16 protein-coding genes and 1 tRNA gene are annotated in these 19,403 nt (G+C 59.2%); 1 reads left to right on the forward strand and 16 read right to left on the reverse strand.

Annotated features, from left to right (window positions below; genetic code table 11):
* Positions 1 to 128: 128 nt before the first annotated feature.
* From PCJ21_RS11280 to obgE, 3 genes are read right to left on the reverse strand one after another with little or no spacing between them, the layout of a single operon-like run.
* Entirely contained in the window at positions 129 to 1,409 is a 1,281-nt protein-coding gene (locus PCJ21_RS11280) for a glutamate-5-semialdehyde dehydrogenase (protein ID WP_269931489.1), read from the reverse strand.
* 4 nt (positions 1,410 to 1,413) lie between these two features.
* Positions 1,414 to 2,556: a glutamate 5-kinase gene (gene proB / locus PCJ21_RS11285; protein ID WP_269931521.1), complete on the reverse strand. Its 1,143-nt coding sequence runs from the start codon at positions 2,554 to 2,556 to the stop codon at positions 1,414 to 1,416.
* Positions 2,557 to 2,571: 15 nt separating this feature from the next.
* The gene (gene obgE, locus PCJ21_RS11290) at positions 2,572 to 3,609 is read right to left on the reverse strand and encodes a GTPase ObgE (protein ID WP_269931490.1); all 1,038 of its coding nucleotides are present in this window, start codon (positions 3,607 to 3,609) and stop codon (positions 2,572 to 2,574) included.
* A gap of 115 nt (positions 3,610 to 3,724) precedes the next feature.
* Here obgE and PCJ21_RS11295 point away from each other — a divergent pair, with 115 nt between their 5' ends.
* Positions 3,725 to 4,585, forward strand: coding sequence for an endonuclease/exonuclease/phosphatase family protein (locus tag PCJ21_RS11295; protein WP_269931491.1), 861 nt, complete (start codon positions 3,725 to 3,727; stop codon positions 4,583 to 4,585).
* 109 nt (positions 4,586 to 4,694) lie between these two features.
* Here PCJ21_RS11295 and PCJ21_RS11300 read toward each other — a convergent pair whose 3' ends face one another.
* From PCJ21_RS11300 to PCJ21_RS11360, 13 genes are all read right to left on the reverse strand, one after another.
* On the reverse strand, positions 4,695 to 5,282 hold the full coding sequence (locus PCJ21_RS11300) for a GNAT family N-acetyltransferase (protein WP_269931492.1): 588 nt from the start codon (positions 5,280 to 5,282) through the stop codon (positions 4,695 to 4,697).
* Positions 5,283 to 5,403: 121 nt separating this feature from the next.
* On the reverse strand, positions 5,404 to 5,673 hold the full coding sequence (rpmA, locus tag PCJ21_RS11305) for a 50S ribosomal protein L27 (protein WP_269931493.1): 270 nt from the start codon (positions 5,671 to 5,673) through the stop codon (positions 5,404 to 5,406).
* A 25-nt stretch (positions 5,674 to 5,698) separates the two neighbouring features.
* Positions 5,699 to 6,130, reverse strand: a complete 432-nt coding sequence (rplU, locus tag PCJ21_RS11310; protein ID WP_269931494.1) for a 50S ribosomal protein L21 — start codon at positions 6,128 to 6,130, stop codon at positions 5,699 to 5,701.
* Between the two features lie 256 nt (positions 6,131 to 6,386).
* Positions 6,387 to 6,476, reverse strand: a tRNA-Ser gene (locus PCJ21_RS11315).
* 219 nt (positions 6,477 to 6,695) lie between these two features.
* Positions 6,696 to 7,985: a glycosyltransferase WbsX family protein gene (locus tag PCJ21_RS11320; protein ID WP_269931495.1), complete on the reverse strand. Its 1,290-nt coding sequence runs from the start codon at positions 7,983 to 7,985 to the stop codon at positions 6,696 to 6,698.
* On the reverse strand, positions 7,982 to 8,863 hold the full coding sequence (locus PCJ21_RS11325; protein ID WP_269931496.1) for a glycosyltransferase family 2 protein: 882 nt from the start codon (positions 8,861 to 8,863) through the stop codon (positions 7,982 to 7,984). The genes PCJ21_RS11320 and PCJ21_RS11325 overlap by 4 nt, the downstream gene beginning before the upstream one ends.
* Positions 8,863 to 9,966, reverse strand: a complete 1,104-nt coding sequence (locus tag PCJ21_RS11330) for a polysaccharide pyruvyl transferase family protein (RefSeq protein ID WP_269931497.1) — start codon at positions 9,964 to 9,966, stop codon at positions 8,863 to 8,865. Before PCJ21_RS11330 ends, PCJ21_RS11325 begins: the two co-directional genes overlap by 1 nt.
* A complete protein-coding gene (locus PCJ21_RS11335; RefSeq protein ID WP_269931498.1) occupies positions 9,959 to 15,025 on the reverse strand; it encodes a glycoside hydrolase family 99-like domain-containing protein in 5,067 nt (1,688 codons plus the stop codon). Before PCJ21_RS11335 ends, PCJ21_RS11330 begins: the two co-directional genes overlap by 8 nt.
* 68 nt (positions 15,026 to 15,093) lie before the next feature.
* Positions 15,094 to 16,008: a dTDP-4-dehydrorhamnose reductase gene (rfbD, locus tag PCJ21_RS11340; protein WP_269931499.1), complete on the reverse strand. Its 915-nt coding sequence runs from the start codon at positions 16,006 to 16,008 to the stop codon at positions 15,094 to 15,096.
* Positions 16,005 to 17,084, reverse strand: coding sequence for a dTDP-glucose 4,6-dehydratase (gene rfbB / locus PCJ21_RS11345; RefSeq protein WP_269931500.1), 1,080 nt, complete (start codon positions 17,082 to 17,084; stop codon positions 16,005 to 16,007). The genes rfbD and rfbB overlap by 4 nt, the downstream gene beginning before the upstream one ends.
* Positions 17,081 to 17,644: a dTDP-4-dehydrorhamnose 3,5-epimerase gene (gene rfbC / locus PCJ21_RS11350; protein WP_269931501.1), complete on the reverse strand. Its 564-nt coding sequence runs from the start codon at positions 17,642 to 17,644 to the stop codon at positions 17,081 to 17,083. The genes rfbB and rfbC overlap by 4 nt, the downstream gene beginning before the upstream one ends.
* A complete protein-coding gene (rfbA, locus tag PCJ21_RS11355; protein ID WP_269931502.1) occupies positions 17,637 to 18,518 on the reverse strand; it encodes a glucose-1-phosphate thymidylyltransferase RfbA in 882 nt (293 codons plus the stop codon). The genes rfbC and rfbA overlap by 8 nt, the downstream gene beginning before the upstream one ends.
* A gap of 461 nt (positions 18,519 to 18,979) precedes the next feature.
* Positions 18,980 to 19,403, reverse strand: a 424-nt coding sequence (locus PCJ21_RS11360) for an NAD(P)(+) transhydrogenase (Re/Si-specific) subunit beta (protein WP_269931503.1), incomplete at its 5' end; no start/stop codon positions are given.

Here is a 19,403-nt window from a genome sequence, read left to right on the forward strand (position 1 = left end):
CCTCCCCCTTGTGGAGAGGGTCGATCCGCGCAGCGGAGCGGGGTGGGGGTACCTCAGAAGTCAGTTTGTTACCCCCACCCGGCTCGCTTTGCTCGCCACCCTCCCCACAGGGGGGAGGGTAATCCCCATCACGGCCTGAGCTGGCCGCTGCCGCGCACGCGGTACTTGAACGAGGTCAACTGCTCGACGCCGACCGGGCCCCGCGCATGCATCTTGCCGGTGGCGATGCCGATCTCGGCGCCCATGCCGAACTCGCCGCCGTCAGCAAACTGCGTCGAGGCGTTGTGCAGCAGGATCGCCGAGTCGATCTCGTTGAAGAAGCGCTCGACGGCCTTCGCATCCTCGGCGAGGATCGCCTCGGTATGATGCGAGGAAAAGGTCTCGATATGCTCGATGGCGCCCGAGACCCCATCGACCAGCTTCACCGAAATGATGGCGTCGAGATATTCCGTCACCCAGTCGGCGTCCGTCGCGGGCTTGGCATCGGCAAAGGCGGCAAGCACCTCTTCGTCGGCATGAACCTCACAGCCCGCCTTGCGCAGCGCTTCGAGAACCGGCACCAGATGGGTCGCGGCAACCGCACGGTCGACCAGCAGCGTCTCGGCGGCGCCGCAGATGCCGGTACGCCGCATCTTGGCGTTGACGGCAATGGCAACCGCCATGTCGAGCTTTGCCGACCTGTCGATATAGAGATGGCAGATGCCCTCGAGATGGGCAAAGACCGGCACCCGCGCCTCGGTCTGCACGCGCTCGACAAGGCTCTTGCCGCCGCGTGGGATGATGACGTCGAGATTGCCCGACAGGCCCTTGAGCATTTCGCCGACGGCGGCGCGGTCGGCCAATGGCACCAGCTGGATCGCGTCCTCGGGCAGCTTCGCCGCCTTGAGGCCCTCGACCAGGCAGGAATGGATAGCCAGCGACGAATTGAGCGAATCCGAGCCACCGCGCAGGATTACCGGATTGCCCGCCTTGAGGCACAGTGCGCCGGCATCGGCGGTCACATTGGGGCGACTTTCATAGATCACGCCGATGACGCCGAGCGGCGTCCGCACGCGCTCGATATGCAAGCCGTTGGGGCGATCCCATTCGGCGATAACCTCGCCGACAGGATCGCGCAGATCGGCGATCGCGCGGATACCGTCGGCCATGTCGCGGATGCGGCCAGGCGTCAGTTTCAGCCGGTCCATGAAGGAACCGCTCAAGCCGGCTTCCTCGCCGTTCTTCACGTCGATGGCATTGGCGTCGAGGATATCGTCCTCGCGGCGCAGGATGGCGTCGGCCATGCCGATCAGGGCGGCGTGCTTGCGCTCGGCGCTGGCGATGGCGAGTGGACGCGCCGCAGCCCGGGCCTTGCGGCCGATCTCGGCCATCAGCTGTGCCGTGTCCTGGCTTTCATGCGCCTTCAGCATGTCCTCACCCTTCCGCCTGCATCTCGACCGTTTCCGCGTGGCTCACCACCAGATCGTCGCGATGAATCATCGCCGAGCGCGCCTCATAGCCGAGCACGGTCTCGATTTCCGTCGTCTTCAGCCCAGCGATCCTTACGGCATCCGCTGCGTCATAGGCAACCAGTCCGCGCGCGATCTCACGGCCCTCCGGCGACAGGATCGCCACCGTGTCGCCACGCGAGAAATTGCCGCTGACCAGCTTCACGCCGGCCGGCAGCAGCGATTTGCCGGAAAGCAGCGCGCCCACGGCACCCGCATCGACCGTCAACCGTCCCGCAGGCTCCAATTGACCGGCGATCCAGGTCTTGTAGCCTTTCACCGGATTGCCGCTCGGGCGAAACAAGGTGGAGCGTTCGCCGCGTTCGATCGCCATCAGCGGCGACAGCCGCGTGCCGGCAGTGATGATCATCGCCGTACCTGCCGCGGTGGCAATCTTGCCGGCGTCGATCTTCGTCCGCATGCCGCCGCGCGACAGTTCGGAGGCGGCTCCCCCGGCCATAGCCTCGATATCGGGCGTGATACGGTCGACGACCGGGATGAATTTCGCGTTCGGGTCAAGCGCCGGCGGCGCAGTATACAGGCCATCGATGTCCGACAGCAGCACGAGCAGGTCAGCGCCCATCATGGTCGCCACGCGCGCGGCGAGCCGGTCATTGTCGCCGTAGCGGATTTCGCTTGTCGCCACCGTATCGTTTTCATTGATGACCGGCACGGCCTTCATCTTGAGCAGCGTCGAGATGGTGGCCCGCGCGTTGAGATAGCGGCGGCGCTCCTCGGTGTCGCCGAGGGTGACGAGGATCTGGCCCGACTTCAGCCCCTTGCGGGCAAGCTCTTCCGCCCAGGCGCTGGACAGCGCGATCTGGCCGACGGCCGCCGCCGCCTGGCTTTCCTCGAGCTTCAACGCGCGCTTGCCGAGGCCAAGGATGGTGCGGCCGAGCGCGATCGCGCCCGAAGAAACGACCAGCACATCGGCGCCGGCCTCGGACAGCGCCGCGATGTCGTCAGCCATCGAAGCCAGCCATTGGCGCTTGAGGCCGGTCGAACGGTCGACCAAAAGCGCCGAGCCGATCTTGACGGTGATCCGCTTGTAGGTCTTCAGCGAAGGGATCGTCATGACGTCTGCCTACTTCGTCCAGCGCGCATCGGAAGGCGCGACGTCGCCGCTTGCCTGGCGCGCTTCCTCAACGATGCTCATCAAGGCGCGCAGCGTCTCTTCGATGCCCTCGCGGGTAACAGCCGAAAGCAGGATCGGTGCACGTCCGGCCGCGCGCTTCAGCGATGCCACCTTCTTCTTGCGCTCATCCGCGTCCAGCGTGTCGACCTGGCTCAGCGCCACGATCTCGATCTTGTCGGACAGGCCATGGCCATAGGCCTCGAGCTCGCGGCGAACGGTCTTGTAGGCCTTGCCGACATTTTCTTCCTGCGCCGAAACCAGATGCAGCAAAACGCGCGTGCGCTCGACATGGCCCAGGAAGCGGTCGCCGATGCCGACTCCCTCATGCGCACCTTCGATCAGGCCGGGAATGTCGGCGATGACGAATTCGCGCGCGTCGATGCGGGCGACGCCGAGACCCGGATGCAGCGTGGTGAAGGGATAGTCGGCGATCTTCGGCTTGGCCGCTGTGACCGAGGCGAGGAAGGTCGACTTGCCGGCATTGGGCAGGCCGACGAGGCCCGCGTCGGCGATCAGCTTCAGCCGCAGCCAGACCCACATCTCCTGGCCTTCGAGACCGGGATTGGCGCGCCGCGGCGCCTGGTTGGTCGAGGTCTTGAAATGCTGGTTGCCGAAGCCGCCATTGCCGCCCTTGGCGAGCAGATAGCGCTGCCCGATCTGGGTCAGGTCGCAGATCAGCGTCTCGTTGTCTTCTTCATAGACCTGCGTGCCGACAGGCACTTTCAGGATGATGTCGGAGCCCTTGGCACCGGTCATGTTGCGGCCCATGCCGTGCACACCGGTCTGCGCCTTGAAATGCTGCTGGTAGCGATAGTCGATCAGCGTGTTCAGGCCGTCGACGACCTCCAGCCAGACGTCGCCGCCACGGCCGCCGTCGCCGCCATCCGGCCCGCCGAACTCGATGAACTTTTCGCGCCGGAACGACACCGCGCCCGCGCCACCGTTGCCGGAGCGGATGTAAACCTTGGCCTGGTCGAGAAATTTCATCGGACTGTTCGTCTCTTGCTGTTATTTGGTTGTTTCAGCGACCCTGCCATAGCGCAAGGCGCGGCGAAGGGCGAGTGCGGATTGGACGGCGCCTGGAATGACGGGAGAATTGGCGATGAAATTGGTCACCTACAACACGCAGTACGGTGTCGGCCGCGACGGCCGCTACGATCTCGGGCGCATCGCCGCTGCCGTCGATGGCGCAGATATCGTGGCGCTGCAGGAGGTGACCCGCAACTTCATGCGCAACGGCATGGCCGACATGGTCGAGGGGCTCACCCGGCTTCTGCCTGACTATTTCCACGTCTACGGCGTTGCCATGGACATCGACTTCGGCATGCTCGGCGACGACGGCAAGCCGGCCAACAAGCGTTTGCAGTTCGGCAACATGGTGCTGTCGCGCTGGCCGATCGTGTCGTCGCGCAACCTGCTTTTGCCGCGCACCAGGCGCCTCAACCGCGGCAACCTGCAACGCGCCGCACTCGAAGCGCTGGTCATGGCGCCCACCGGTCCCTTGCGCGTCTATTCGGTGCATCTCGACCACGTCAATCTTGAAGAGAGGATGGCGCAGATCCGCCACCTCAAGGAGCGGGTCTACGCCTATCCGATGGAAGGCGGCGCCCTCACGGGCGCTGTCGAATACGGTTTCCCCGAGCTCCCCTGTCCCGAGGAATTCGTATTGATGGGCGATTTCAACATGACGCCCGGCTCGCCCGAACATCTTGCCCTGACCGGCGCGCCCGATCCTGTCGAAGGCGCGCAAATCGTGCTGCATCACCCCGTCGACGCCTATGCGCTGGCCGGCGGCGTTGCGGAAGGGTCGGTCTCCTGGACCGACGCGACCCCTTCGCAGCCTGGCCGCCTCATCGACTATGCCTTCGTCCACGCCAACCTGGCCGAAAAGGTCAGATCCGTGCGCATCGACGCCGAAGCCGAAGGCTCCGACCACCAGCCGGTCTGGCTCGAGCTGGCCTGAGCGCATGACCCCGAAAATCGGAAGCGATTTTCGGGAAGGATCATGCGCCGACTCAAAGTGCTACAGCGTCCTTTGCGCGTCCGATTGGACGCGCGGCGCTGTAGGCATCTCAGCTGCGCGCCCACGACCTCAGGCTCGCCCAGGTCTTGCGGTCGAGCCGGTAGCGCTCGACCGGCACCTGGCCGGCGACGATCGAATTCAGCATGCCCTGCCCGGCATACTGGAAGCCGCACTTGTGGATGACCCGCCGCGACGACGGGTTGATCACCCGGCACGAGACGTTGAGCACATTGACGTCGGTTGCGCGGAACGCCAGGTCGACCAGCGCATGCGCCGCCTCGGTGGCGTAGCCGCGCTTCCAGTAGGGCTCGCCGATCCAATAGCCGAGTTCAAGGCCACGGTCGGTGAAGTTGAGCCCGGCCGATCCGACGAAAGCACCGCTGTCGGCAAGAGTGATCGCATAGACGACGCCGCCACGCTGCGCCCGCGCCATCGACAGGAAGGCACGCGCCTCGGCTTCGCCGTAAGGGTGCGGCATGCGCGACAGCATCTCGGCGACATGCCGGTTGTCGGCGAGTTCCACCAGTTCGGCGATGTCGTCCTCATGCGGCGGACGCAGGACCAGCCGCTCGGTCAGCAATATCGGGCAGTCGATCGACAGCCTTTCGTCTTCGCTGTCTTCCTTCTCGGCAACCATGTAAAAATCCTCCAGGAAAAATGAAAAGGGGAGATGGAAACCCATCTCCCCTGATCCTTTTCCTGGCTTGGCCAGACACCGGTTCCCGAGATGGGGCGCCGGTGTTGTAGTGCGGAACCGGCTACTCCGCGGCCTTGAGAATCGGATTAACCGATACGTAGGTTCGGCCATTGGCTTTTTTGGCGAACGCGACGGCGCCGGCTTCAAGAGCAAAAAGGGTATGGTCCTTGCCCATCCCGACGTTGACGCCAGGATGCCAGGTGGTGCCGCGTTGACGGATGATGATGTTGCCCGGAATCACGGCTTCGCCGCCGAACTTCTTCACGCCAAGGCGCTTCGACTCTGAATCGCGACCGTTGCGCGACGAACCGCCAGCTTTTTTATGTGCCATGGATGTTCTCCTTCAGTCGCTCTGATTACTCTGATTCCGCGACGGCTGCAGCCTTTTTCGGCGCTGCCTTCTTCGCGGGCTTTTCTGCAGCTGCGTCAGCTGCGGCTTCGGCCTTCACAGCCGCCTTCTTCGAAGGCTTCGCACCGCCGGTCAGGATCTCGGAGATCCGGACAGTGGTGTGATGCTGGCGATGACCGCGCGCACGGCGCGAGTTCTGGCGGCGGCGCTTCTTGAAGGCGATGACGGTCTTGTTGCGGCCGTGCTCGACGACTTCCGCCGTCACCACTGCGCCAGCCACGAAGGGCGCGCCGATCTCGGCGTTGTCGCCTTCGCCGACGGCGAGCACTTCAACGAATTCCACGGTGTCGCCGGCTGCGCCGACGAGCTTCTCAACCTTGATCACATCATTGGCGGCGACGCGGTACTGCTTGCCGCCCGTTTTGATGACTGCGAACATTTTATGCCTTTCGCTGTTCGGTCGGCCTTGTTGAACTGCCTGGGCGGTTCGGCCGTCTTTTTGTCAGTCGTTACGGGTTCAAAGCAAACGGCGCAGAGAATTCTCCACGCCGATTGCAGGGGGTCCCGTAACCGAAGGTTGCCATGGAGTCAAGGCGAACACGCCTGGTGCCGCGAGATTAGCCGGCGCGTCGGCCAGCCACGCGGATTGATCGGTCATTGGCAGGATGGGAAGCGCGCGCCCTGCAAAAGGGCGATGGCGGAGAGGGAGGGATTCGAACCCCCGATGGGCTTGCACCCATGCCGCATTTCGAGTGCGGTGCATTCGACCACTCTGCCACCTCTCCGCGGTCGTGATCGGCCGTTACCGGCGCGGCGTGTAGATAACGGCTGATTGAGGATCGCACAAGGCCAAATGTGGGACTTGCCTCACATCTTTTTTCCATGCCGCCAAACGGACGAGAAGCGCCATCGAAGGCAGCACCGAATACGGCATGGCAGCAAGCCCGTCGCAGGCTCGAATCCTGGCGCCCGGCCGTGACTTTGTGTCTGTTGCACGCGGCTGCTCAGCGCGGCTGGGTGCTTTCCCGAGGTCGTGGCGCGCGGGACCGGCCATGCTCCCTGATGGCCGAGGCGCATGCCTCCAGATAGGCATAGCCGTATCTCAGGTCCGGCTCGAGATAGGCGCCTTCGCCCCATTCGTTCCAGGCGTTGATGAAAACCATCTGCTCGCCCGGGGGATTTGCCGCGGCGCGCGACATGGAATGCGACAGCCACTGCTCAAACAGCTGCGGCGTCGAACCATGGTAGATCTGCGCCGAGTTGGGCCGGCGCGCGCTGTTGTCCCATGACGGCATGACGCCAGGATGCACCACCGCTTCGACTGCCGGCTTGGCGGTTTCGACCGCGACCACATCCGCATAGCTGCGAATGCGGCCGCCATCCCTGAACCGGGAGACGTTCAGCTGCTTTTCGATATTGGCCGTGAACATGCAGTGCGGCGGGAATTCCGAAAGTGCGTCGAAGCCCAATTCCTGATGGCCAGTGAAGTCAAAGGAGTTGGTGGCAATGAGATAGATGCCCGGATATCCCAGCTTCGTCATTTCATCGCGCCACCGCGCGATCGTCGCCTTGATGTCCGGGAACAGCCCAGCGCGGTAAATTGTCAGGACTGGCTTGCCATCGACCTTCAGATAGCGCGGATCGCGGAAGTATTTGTCGAGTCCGTGAATGACCGCAATGTCGTCCTCCGGCGAATGCCGTTGGGCCACGAGCACATCCTGCTCACGTCCTGACCAGCGCCTCGACCATGTCTCGTTCGCCCAGCACAGGCAAAATGGCAGATCGAGCTCGGCTGTCCGCAGATAGTGATCCAACGGCCCTTCGAGCAGACGCCGGCCTCCGAACCAGTAGAAATGAAAGCAGAAGGCGGAAATGCCGTAGAGCTTGGCGAGTTCGACCTGGCGATGCATGACATCCGGCACGCGCAGGTCGTAATAGCCGAGTTCGTCGGGCAGACGAGGCTGATAGTGCCCCTCAAACACCGGAAATGCCCGCGCGACGTTGCGCCACTCGGTGAAGCCTTTGCCCCACCATTCGTCGTTTTCTGGAATCGGATGAAACTGCGGAAGGTAGTAGGCAATCAGGCGAACATCGCCCGGCGTGGCCTGCTGGGGCGCGAATGGCCCATAGTCGGCCACCGGGTAGCGCCCTTGCGCGTTGTCGACATAGCAATCATACAAGCGGCCGTCGTCGCCCCGCCATGACCCTCGACGAATGGTGCGGCGCAAGGCCGCCCACAGCTTGCGTGTCCATGACGTCTGCTCGCGCCATGGCCGCCCGGGCGATTGACTCATGGGCTCTTTCCGAAATCGTCGAGTGGCCCGGCATGCAGGCCGCGTATGAAGCCCAGCAGCTTGGAACGGCGCGCACTGCTGAAAAGGACCTGAGGCTGCAGCAGCTTCAGCCAGGTACGATGACGCTCCGCCTGAACGTCCAGCGGCAACTTGTGTTTGCCCATGACATAGACCAGGGACCTGCCCATCGCCTCGCCCTTGATACGCCCCGACTCCAGCGTGCGCAGGCTTGAGCGACCTTCGGCGTGATCAACGACAGCGCCTGCGGCCAGGCGAAGTTCAACGCCCGCCTGTCGCAGTCGCAAGCTGATGTCATCGTCCTCGTGGAACAGGAATATCTCGGAGTCAAAGCCTCCGACCTGTTCGAAATGCTGACGCCGGATAAGAATGCAGGCGCCGTGCAGTACCGGAATGACGCAATCTTTTTCCGGTGGCGCGCCCTGCCAGCTCTCGGACACGGACAGCAATCTGGAGCGCTTGCGGAAACGGCGCCGAGATCCCGAATAGAAGCGCGGATTGAAAGCTGCGTTGGGATAAGCGACAGCCGCAGCAACCAGCGCCTCGATCGCTCCAGGCTCGAAGCGAAGGTCAGGATTGACGATCAGCAGCAGGGCGCCGCTGCCAGCTCGCGCGCCAATGTTGCAGGCGCTGCCATAGCCGACATTCCTGCCAATCTGGATTGCGCGCGCGCCCGCAGCTTCGGCGATCGCCAGCGATCCGTCCGAACTCGCATTGTCGACAACGATGATGTTGACCCAGGCGGGTACGCTGCGAAGCAGCGCATCGAGAACCATCGCACTGTTGTGCGTGACGACGACAAGATCCAGATTAACCTTCATTGCCCCGATCGACTCTTGCACCTGCGCATAAGTCGCCACTAAATCATCGCAATTGGCGATGTCGCTAGCCGGTTTGCCTCGAAATATTCCATGTATTTTTGGCGGTATGCATCATACGAAATCGCAACGTTAGAATACCTGCTGATTTCCAACAACTTTTCGACATCCATGTCCACGTCCGTTGGAATGCTACTTGCTTCCACATATGGGATGCTCATCGCTTTTGCCATCTCCAACGTTCGCGAATCGTGCGCTATGAGCGTAGCGTGCGTACCGGCAAGAATTGATGCGATCGTTCCATGAATGCGCGTTCCCACGCAGAAGGTGCGCGCTTTCATTGCGGAGATCCAACTCTCATAGTTGAAATAGAACAACCCATGCGCCTTGAGAAAGCGAATTGTTGCATCCACACTTCCGGCACCATAGACACCCTGTACAGCTTCGTACGCTTTCTCCGCTAACTTATGTTCTTCAACTAGGTCCAACGCCAATACGATATCTGGATGCTCTGACTGCAATAGCAGATCGTAATCATGCTTGAACGCCTGCTGATACATAAACTTCTGAAGTCCGACCGCTTGCTGATATCCATGACGAGTGCCATGAACTACTGTTCTCGCCGTTGACGCCCTCTGGGTAAATTCGATCCCACTTGACCCGGCCAACAAAAGTGAAGGGCAACCCACCGGAACCGCATTCTTGATGCCAAAGTGCTCCAAGACGTCACAGGTAAACTCCCCTCTTGCTGCAATACTGACTGAACGCTCAGCCACCACCTTAAGGAGCCGCAAAGTTCCGGGCTTGATGCGCGGGTACACCATGTCCATCGAAGCCTGCGCCCCGACCCCAACCAAGAAAACCGCCATGTCAGAGCGTTCTATCCGGTCGGCCAACCAACCAAAGTCGTCATATTCATTAATCCAATTGGCAACAGCGAGCACAAGCGCATCGCATCCCTCCAATTCCCTCTCGGGAAGCGAGAATGGAATAGGCGACGTCCGTCCCAATAGACGGCAAAGCGCTTCCGTAAACATCATGTTTCCGGAGTTTAGTCCTAGATCGTCCAGCGCCCCAGCCACGGTCGTACTAGCCGTCCACGCGCCGATTTGACGAATACCGGCAACTTGAACATTGCTATACATTACTAACTCCCGACATGGGTACTTTGCACTTCAGATTTTTCTTGAATACATCCACATAGAATCTAGATAATTTTTCTATATCAAACCGCTTTGAAACTACTCTTGCTTCAAGGACTGCCTGGGCATAAATGTCTGGATCCGTCAGATATCCTTCTACAATGCCGGCCATTTCATCGACCATCGACTCCGGCGCACTCCTAAATGAAACAAGGCCACCTGGTTGGACCTTCGAATCACCCATAACATACGCAATTTCTCCAATGTCGGTACTTGCGACCGGCAAGCCTGCCTCGAAGCATTCCAAGAGAAACAGAGGAAAACTCTCGCCGGCATAGACGCTGGGGAATATCCCTAGATCAAAGCAAGCAAGGTAGTGCCTCGGGTTGTCTATGTGACCCAGGAACTTAATGAACCCTAGTTCACCATAAACCTTCCGCAGCGGTTCGACCATCGGACCATCGCCGATCAGAACCAGAAAGATGGGCGCTTCGCGACAGCTATTCAGTTTTATGCAAACCTCAATTGCCGTCCTCCAGCCCTTTTCTTCAATTGCGCGAGAACACAACACCATACAAAAGGCATCGCTAGGTATGCCATTCGCCTCCCTTAACGCAGCCCTTCGAATCAATGGATTCGACATAGGTGGCACGGCGTTGAAGCTTCGTTCAAACTTCGCCTCTGGAACACCTTTTTCAGACAGTATTTCCTTATTTTTTTGTGAAAGATACAGCCAGAGGTCTACATTTCTTTTCAAATAAGACACAAATTTTGACTTCAATATATGAGGAACTGTCTCATACCCGCCATGAAGAGACGAAATATAAGCTATATTTATTTCAATCCCAGCACGGTACAAATTGTATTCAACCGTGACATTGTGAGAGTTCAGGACCTCTATTCCATAACCATCGACAAATTCCTTGAAATGGGCCTTAACATCATCCCAATATACCACAGGAATATCTGGCCTTAACCGCCCCCTGATAGATCTATCACCCGGCTCCTGCCTCTCCATGACGAGATAAGTGACGTGATGTCCAAGCCCCTTTAGCTCATTGGCCAACTCTACCGGGACCACCTCGCCGCCGCCGACAGCGAAACTGTGAGCGGCAATGCAAATCCGAAGTGGTTGCGATTTATTGGCTGCAGAACCTGCTCCGAGCATATTCGGCATCAACTCATCAAATGAATGCTGCGGAAAATAGACGGCCAGCATGCGGGTATGCGCCTCGGCAGCCTCATCTCCCAAACAGTACTCTCGCCTCAAATCATCAAGAATCATTTGATGCTCAAGAAGATGCCGATCAGTAAAAAATGAACTTCGAGAAGCGCTATGTGAATTAACACGGAAGAACGATCTAGCATCCTTACAATAGGAAAGGACACCCCCTCGTAACACCAAGGAATAGAAATACCAATCCCCTGCAAACTTGTACTCACATAGCCGTAACTTCTCTTTCTCTGTCAGGATTGGCCTCCTAAACACTGCACCAGAAACGTTCGGGATAATATTCTTTATCGCAAAATCCCAGGAAAATACTCTCCAAGCAGGATTTAGTTTTGAGACGCCCCAAGAAGAACAGCGAAGACCATCATAGTAAGAATCAAGGTCTGTACGGGGCCTCCCATCAGGGTCGATACATTTGATGCGCCCATAGGCAATCATTACGTCCTCGCGCTCGAACGCAGGACGTATTTCCTTCAGAAACCCCTCGTCTGCACTGTCATCAGTTTCAGCAATCCACACAAGGTCATAGCTGGCGAGCTCCATTCCCACGATCCACTGCCGAAAGACGGACCCGGAATTAACCTTATTTGCAATGATTCTATAGGGAATACGTGATGCACTAAGAAGCGATTCCGCGACTGCCACGCTGTCATCATCTGAAGCGTCGTCGATGAAAATGATCTCATCCGGCGGCGAACTCTGATTCAGAATCGATGCTATCCGCTCGGGAAGAAAGCGAGCATGATTGTAGCACGGAAGGATAGCCGATAGCCCATGATGCCGAGGATTGCCCCCAGAATGCGAAGAGGACTGCGCCAGCACTTTCCCCTCTAAGCTATCTCGGATGGCCTGCAGCCAAGCATAGCCGTACTTCGCGTCCGGTTCGAGGTAAGCGCCCTCTGCCCATTCATTCCACGCGTTGATAAAAACGAACCGCTGACCCTCAGAGTGTTTTGCGGCGCATTCAATTGAGTATGTCAGCCACTTGCCGAACAATTCTGGCGTGGCACCGTGAAAAATGTGCCCGTCATATGGTCGGCGCGCACTATTGTCCCAAGTAGGCATTACACCGGGATGGACCACTCCTGGGAATCTTTGCTTTGTGGCTTCCCAACCCACCAATGACTGGTAGCTATAGACATAACCACCACTGCGCACAGTGGCCAAGTCAAGGCGATCTTGGAGTTGTTCCGCCTGCACGCTGTGTGGCGGAAACTCAGACAGCGCGTCAAAGCCATCTGCCGCATAATCGCTGTATGCGAACGAATTCGTCGCGATCAGATAAAGCCCCGGATAGCCCATCTTCCCGGCTTCCTCACGCCATCTGGCCACGCTGGCCTTGATGTCAGGGAAGATGCTCGGCCGATAAATCGTAAGGACAGGCTTTCCGTCCACCTTCATGTAGCGTCGATCGCGGAAATACTTGTCGAGATAGCGAAGGAACGCGATATCGTCGTCTGGTGAATGCTGCTGGGAAATCATCAGCTCATTGTTGCCACCATCCCAGCGCTTCGACCAATTCTCGTTGGCCCAGCACAGCGAAAACTCGAGATCGAAATCCTCGTTGCCAAGGAAGGTCTCCAGCGGCATCTCAAGCAGCCGCTTGCCCCCGAACCAGTAGAAGTGGAAGCAAAACGCCGACAGTCCATATTGCTTGGCAAGGTCCACTTGCCGGCGCATGACTTCGGTGACCCGCAAATCATAGTAACCCAGTTCGCCCGGTATGCGCGGCTGATAATGTCCTTCGAACACTGGAAAGGCGCGCGCCACATTGCGCCACTCAGTGAAACCCTTGCCCCACCACTCGTCATTCTCCGGGATTGGATGGAACTGCGGCAGATAGTAAGCGATCAGTTTCGTCGAGAACCGCCCGGCATCGACATGCTCGCGTGACAGCGGGACGAATTCAGTGCCGTTCGCCATGCCGTGCGCGGTTCGGACATAGTGCCTGAAAAGATTGCCGTCTCCATCAACTCTGGCAGCAAACGATGAATGGCTGGCGTATGGAGTATGCGGCGCCGGCAAAGGCATCGCCTGAAGCAGGTCGCTGGATTTTTGACGCAGATGCTCGCCGCGCTGCCTGCCGCGATGTGCCCTTCGCTTCGCCGGCGAGAACGGATGCCTGGCGATTGCTTTGATATTCGTGAAAACGCGCGTCGCGGTATCTGGCGGACCGTCAACGGCGACCCAATTTCTCGGCAGTCGTGCCAATAGGTATTCCGCGCGTTTTTTGGGACGCGTCGGATGGCGCCAAAAAGCAGCAAGACGCAGCCCAAATATTGACCCGGACGACGAAGCAAAAATGCCCGCAACCGCGCGCAATGGTGACGTCAGCCGCCAAGATGCAGAAGACTTCATCGTGCCAAGCCGACGGGCGTAATTGCCGAGTTCGGCATCCCGATCGACAATAGCCTTTTCGGCAGCAGACATACGTCGCTTGTAGTCATCCAAGATCGCCCCCAGTTTGGCAAGTTCCCTAACCCTCAATATCAACCTCTGATGGAGGATTGCAACTTCTGCGCCGACGTCTTGACGTATTTTGCTTGTGTCAGCACCAAGATATTCAGTGCTCTTGCTAGTGCTTCCATCATTCTTCAGCTGCGCGTTCGAAATTTCATCCAGTGTGCTGGAAGGATGGCCATTTCCGTGCTCAGACGATCTTGCACCGTCGGGCACGAGCGCTGCCTGCAATCCGACAACCTCTCGCTCCAGCTCGGCGAGTTGCGCCTGCGCCTCTATCACGACATCCGCAGTCCGCCCCAATTCGGCTTGGGAAAGCGAAAGCTGCCGCTCGGCTTCGTCGGCTCTCGCCGTCGCAAGCCGGGCCTGCTCGATCGTGCCGGACAAACGACTGAGCTCTTGCTCACGCTCCGCGGAGGTGCGGGCCGCCGCCGCCAGCGCGTCTTGCAGTTCGACCAGTTCACGCTCCAGTTCGACGAGACGCGCCCGCGCTTCTGCCTCTACGGTCGCGACGCGGGTCATTTCAGACTGCGCAAGCAATAGCTGCCGCTCACCTTCGGCAGCACGTGCGGTCGCACCTTCGAGATCCTGATACATCTGCCCCAGGTAGCCGCCATTGAACATCACGCTGCTGTTGAGTTCGGGCAGCGGAATCCTTGCAGCCACGGCAACGAAATAATGCGTCGACGGGACCCCTTGGGTCTTGTGAAACGCGCGCCCGTCATGGCTTTCAAAGCCATCCATTCCTGCGCTTGCCCCGTCCAACATCAATACGGAGCCATCGATCGCGCGCTGCTCAAGGATGGCGACATCAGAAAAGTGGCCGCCAAGGGCGGACAGGAATTCCTCGCGGTCCAACTCCCGCAGATGGAAGGGATTATGATGATTGTTTTGCTCGGTATAAACAGTCCGGTTGGGCGACGAGATGATCAGGATCCCATCGGGCCGCAAGACGCGTGCCACTTCGGCAAGGAACGCCTCGTGGCCCTCGAAATGCTCGATCGTTTCGAAACTCGTCACGACATCGAAGCTGGCGTCTTCGAAAGGCAATTTCGTAGCATCGGCAGCAACAAATCGAACGGAAGCTGTTCCGTATGTTCGGCGCGCATAGTCTACGGTGCCGACATCGAGATCGACACCAACAACTTCAGAGGCAACCTGCGACAGCAAATGGCATCCGTATCCTTCACCGCAAGCAACATCCAGGACGCGCTTCCCATTTCCGAATTGTAGTGAAAAAAGATACCGATGATAGTGCTCGTTCTGTATCTGGCCCGTCAGGCTCGATACATACCGCTCGCCCGTCATCTCCATCTTTTCTGCCGGATTCGGAAATGTGAAAATGTCGTTCTTCTTATTATCTTCAGTCATCTGATTCTCGAGTTTGTCGACATTTTCTTGACCGCACCAGTCACGCACTCGGCCGGCCGGGCTGGAATCTAGGACCCCAAAGCCCCCCCGCAAACATTGGCCTTGGCTTCGCCAATGGCCGCGACAATGGCGGCGACCCTATCTTGCCAGGCACCTGCGCGAAATCCGAAATCCCGAAAGAACGCTTCGCAATCCAGCTCCGAGTTCATCGGGCGCTCAGCCTTTGCCGGCCATTGCCGGCTGCTGATCGGCTCGACCGCGGCACAAGGTCCCGACAGCGCCTCGCTCGCATGAAGCACGCAGGTCGCAAGTTCAAACCAACTCGCCCGGCCACTTCCAGCCAGGTGATACACGCTTTGCTGGAAGCGGCCGCGATCGCGCCTGACGCGGGCAGCCGCCAGCAAACCGTCGGCCAGATCGTGCGCGTCCGTCGGGTTACCATGCTGGTCGGCAACAACCTGCAGGCTATCTCGCGCTTCGGCCAGCTTTAGCATCGTCTTGACGAAGTTGCTGCCATAGCAGCTCACGACCCAGGCTGTCCTGACGATCAAATGGTCAGCGTTGCCGCGCCGGACCGCCTCTTCGCCGGCAAGCTTGCTGCGGCCATAGACGGTCTGCGGATTCGGAAGGTCGGTCTCGACATAGGGGCGAACTGCACGACCGTCGAACACGTAGTCGGTGGAAACGTGGACAATCGGAATTCCCGACTCTGCGGTCAGCTTCGCCAGGACGCCGGGCGCTTCCGCGTTCATTGCAAAGGCACGCGCGGGCTCGTCTTCTTGCCGGTCCACACCCGTATGCGCCGCGGCATTGATGACCACATCCGGCCTGACCGCACTCAAGACCGGCACGAACGTCGACACATCTTCCAGGTCGAAATCCGGGCGCCCGACGCATACGACTTCGATGTCGGATTGCCCTTCAGCCCGGACCGCCAGCGAACGCGCCAGTTGGCCAGACTTTCCAATAACCAGTATTCTCACCTCGCACCGACCAGCCCGAGCCTGCTTCCGTCAAAGCGCTGCTCGCGAAGCGGCCGCCACCACCAGCCATTCTCCAGATACCAGTCGACGGTCCTGGCAAGACCGGTCTCGAAAGTCTCTTGCGGCCGCCAGCCCAGTTCCGCCTCACTCTTCGTCGGGTCGATGGCATAACGCCGGTCATGTCCTGGCCGATCGGTGACGAAATTGATGAGATCGAGATGGGAACCGCCGCCAGCCCTTGGGCGGCGAGCATCAAGCAGCGCACAGATGGCCTCGACCACCTCAAGATTGGTCCGCTCTGCCCGGCCGCCGATGTTGTAGCTTTCCCCAACCTCGCCCCTGGTCATCACTGCTTCGAGGGCACGGGCATGGTCCTCCACGAACAGCCAGTCGCGCACATTGGCGCCTTTGCCATAGACCGGCAATGGCCGCTCATCCAACGCATTCGCAATGACCAGCGGGATCAGCTTCTCCGGAAAATGGTAGGGTCCATAATTGTTCGAGCAATTGGAAAGAACAACGGGCAGCCCATAGGTTTCATGCCAGGCCCGCACGAAATGATCGGAAGCAGCCTTTGACGCTGAGTAGGGCGACGACGGCTTATAGGGTGACTGTTCGGTGAAGACGCCGGAATCGAATGGCAGGTCGCCGAACACTTCGTCGGTAGACACGTGATGGAATCGGAAGCTCTTTCGCCTGCTCTCGCTCAAGCTGCGCCAATGATCGAGGGCTGCCGACAACAGGCTGGTCGTGCCCAGGACATTGGTCGTGACGAAGGCCATCGGCCCGTCGATCGAGCGATCGACATGGCTCTCCGCCGCCAAATGCATGACCAGGTCGACATCTTCCGCTTGCAGAATATGCCTGACGGCGTCGATATCGCAGATGTCTGCACGATAAAAACGATACCAGGGATGCCCATCGAGATCGTGCAGCGATGCCAGATTTCCTGCGTAGGTCAGCTTGTCGAGATTGACGACCCTGTAACGTCCGGTTGCCGCAAGGTGCCTGCACACGGCCGAACCAATGAAACCGGCGCCGCCGGTTACGAGAACGGTTTGAAGAGCCTGTTTCACGAGTAAGCGAACCCGGTTTCGATGTCGGCAAGGTTAGGCGCAGCGGCGTCCTTGGCGGATAGTTTCATGTCTGCTGCCGGCACGGGCCAGTCGATCGCAAGCGCCGGGTCGTCGAATCGAATCGAACGGTCATGCGGCTGCGAATATTGCGCCGAGACCTTGTAGACGACCTCGGTGTCCGGCTCGAGCGTCACGAACCCGTGCGCAAACCCCTTCGGCACCAGAATCTGATTCCATTCTTTGTCTGACAGGGTGATGCCGACCCACCGGCCAAAAGTCGGCGAACCGCTTCGGATATCGACCGCGACGTCGAAAACCGAACCGCGGAGTACCCGCACCAGCTTGTCCTGCGCGAAAGGAGGCGTCTGGAAATGCAATCCGCGCATCACGCCACGTTTGCGGGAAAACGAATGATTGTCCTGGACGAAATCGACGGACAGGCCGAATCGTTCCAGTTGTTCAGCGTTCCATGTCTCGGAAAAGAAGCCGCGCTCGTCTTCGAATTTGGGCGGACGTATCTCGAAGACTCCGTCCAGACCAAGATTGCGGACCTCAACCATGGGATATTTCCTTGACCCGCCTCACGAGGTAGCGCGCATAGTCGGTATTGCCCAGGGAAGCCGCCCTCGCAAGCGTCTGCTCTTCCGTCAAATAGCCCAGTTCGAATCCGATTTCCTCGGGGCACATGATCTTGATGCCCTGCCGGTGCTCGATTGTGCGCACGAAGGACGACGCCTCGTGGAGACTGTCATGCGTTCCCGTATCGAGCCATGCATAGCCCCGGCCGAGGCGAACGACATGTAGATTGCCTTGCTGCAGATAGGCTCGATTGACGTCGGTGATCTCAAGCTCGCCACGCGCCGATGGGCGGATCGACGAGGCGATATCGACAACCGAGTTGTCATAGAAATAGAGGCCCGTGACCGCCCAGTTCGAACCCGGCTCGACCGGTTTTTCTTCGATCGACAACGCCTGCTGCGTCGCCCTGTCAAAGGTCACGACACCATAGCGCTGCGGATCCTCGACTTGATAGGCGAAAACGGAAGCACCGCCTTTGCGGGCAACAGCAGCCCGACAGCGATCGGAGAGCCCGTCACCATAGAAAATATTGTCGCCCAGTATTAGCGCTACGGGACTGGCGCCAATGAAGTCTTTTCCAATAAGGAATGCCTCGGCCAGCCCATTCGGCGATGGCTGCACCGCATAGGAAAGTGAAACACCGAATGCCGATCCATCACCTAGCAGCTGCTGGAACTGTGGCAGATCCCTGGGAGTCGAAATTACAAGTATTTCTCTAATGCCAGAAAGCATAAGGACGCCGAGTGGGTAGTATATCATCGGCTTGTCGTATATCGGCAATATCTGCTTGGATACTGCCAGCGTGGCGGGATAGAGCCTTGTTCCACTACCGCCTGCTAATATAATGCCCTTCACAGAGAACTTCCTGGTTGTTTGCCCTGCCCCCGCCGGCCAACAATCCGTGATAACCCGTATGACTTATGCAGACAAGACACCACGATTGTCTCGATGTTTGCTGCACATATTTCATTTCAATAGGACAGAAACCCGATCAAGTGGCGCACTGCGCCACCCCCGCTGGTCGGTGGCCGAGAAAGTCCGCCTGGAAGTGTCTTTCTAATCAACGGCAACAGGATTTGCTCTGAAGCCGGGGGGCCGCCGGCGAGGCGCGCGGCCATCAGGGGCAAAATGAGTATCTGGCGGCCCAGGAGCACCAGCCCCAGCTGCCCGGACCCGTGCGCTCGACCAGAACTATGACGACCAAGGCCAGTCCTAAGACATGATCGAACTGAGCGGTCTATGGTTTTCGCACTGAGAAGCCCGGCGTGTTTGCCGGGCTTTTGGTCGTTGTTTGATGTCGGATGGCCGAGCCTGGCTCAGTGATCAAACGCCTTGACGATTTCCTCGGTCATCTTCTTGGCGTCGCCGAGCAGCATCATGGTGCCGTCCTTGTAAAACAGCGTGTTGTCGATGCCGGCATAGCCGGAGCCGAGCGAACGCTTGACGAACAGGCAGGTGCGGGCCTTGTCGACGTCGAGGATCGGCATGCCGTAGATCGGTGAGCTTTTGTCATCGCGCGCCGACGGGTTGGTCACGTCGTTGGCGCCGATGACGTAGGCGACGTCGGCCTGGGCGAACTCCGAGTTGATGTCTTCGAGCTCGAAGACCTCGTCATAGGGCACGTTGGCCTCGGCGAGCAGCACGTTCATGTGGCCGGGCATGCGGCCGGCGACGGGGTGGATCGCATACTTCACCTCGACGCCGTTGGCCTTGAGCTTGTCGGCCATTTCGCGCAGCGCA

Source organism: Aminobacter sp. HY435 (assembly GCF_027568395.1).
Lineage (GTDB): Bacteria > Pseudomonadota > Alphaproteobacteria > Rhizobiales > Rhizobiaceae > Aminobacter.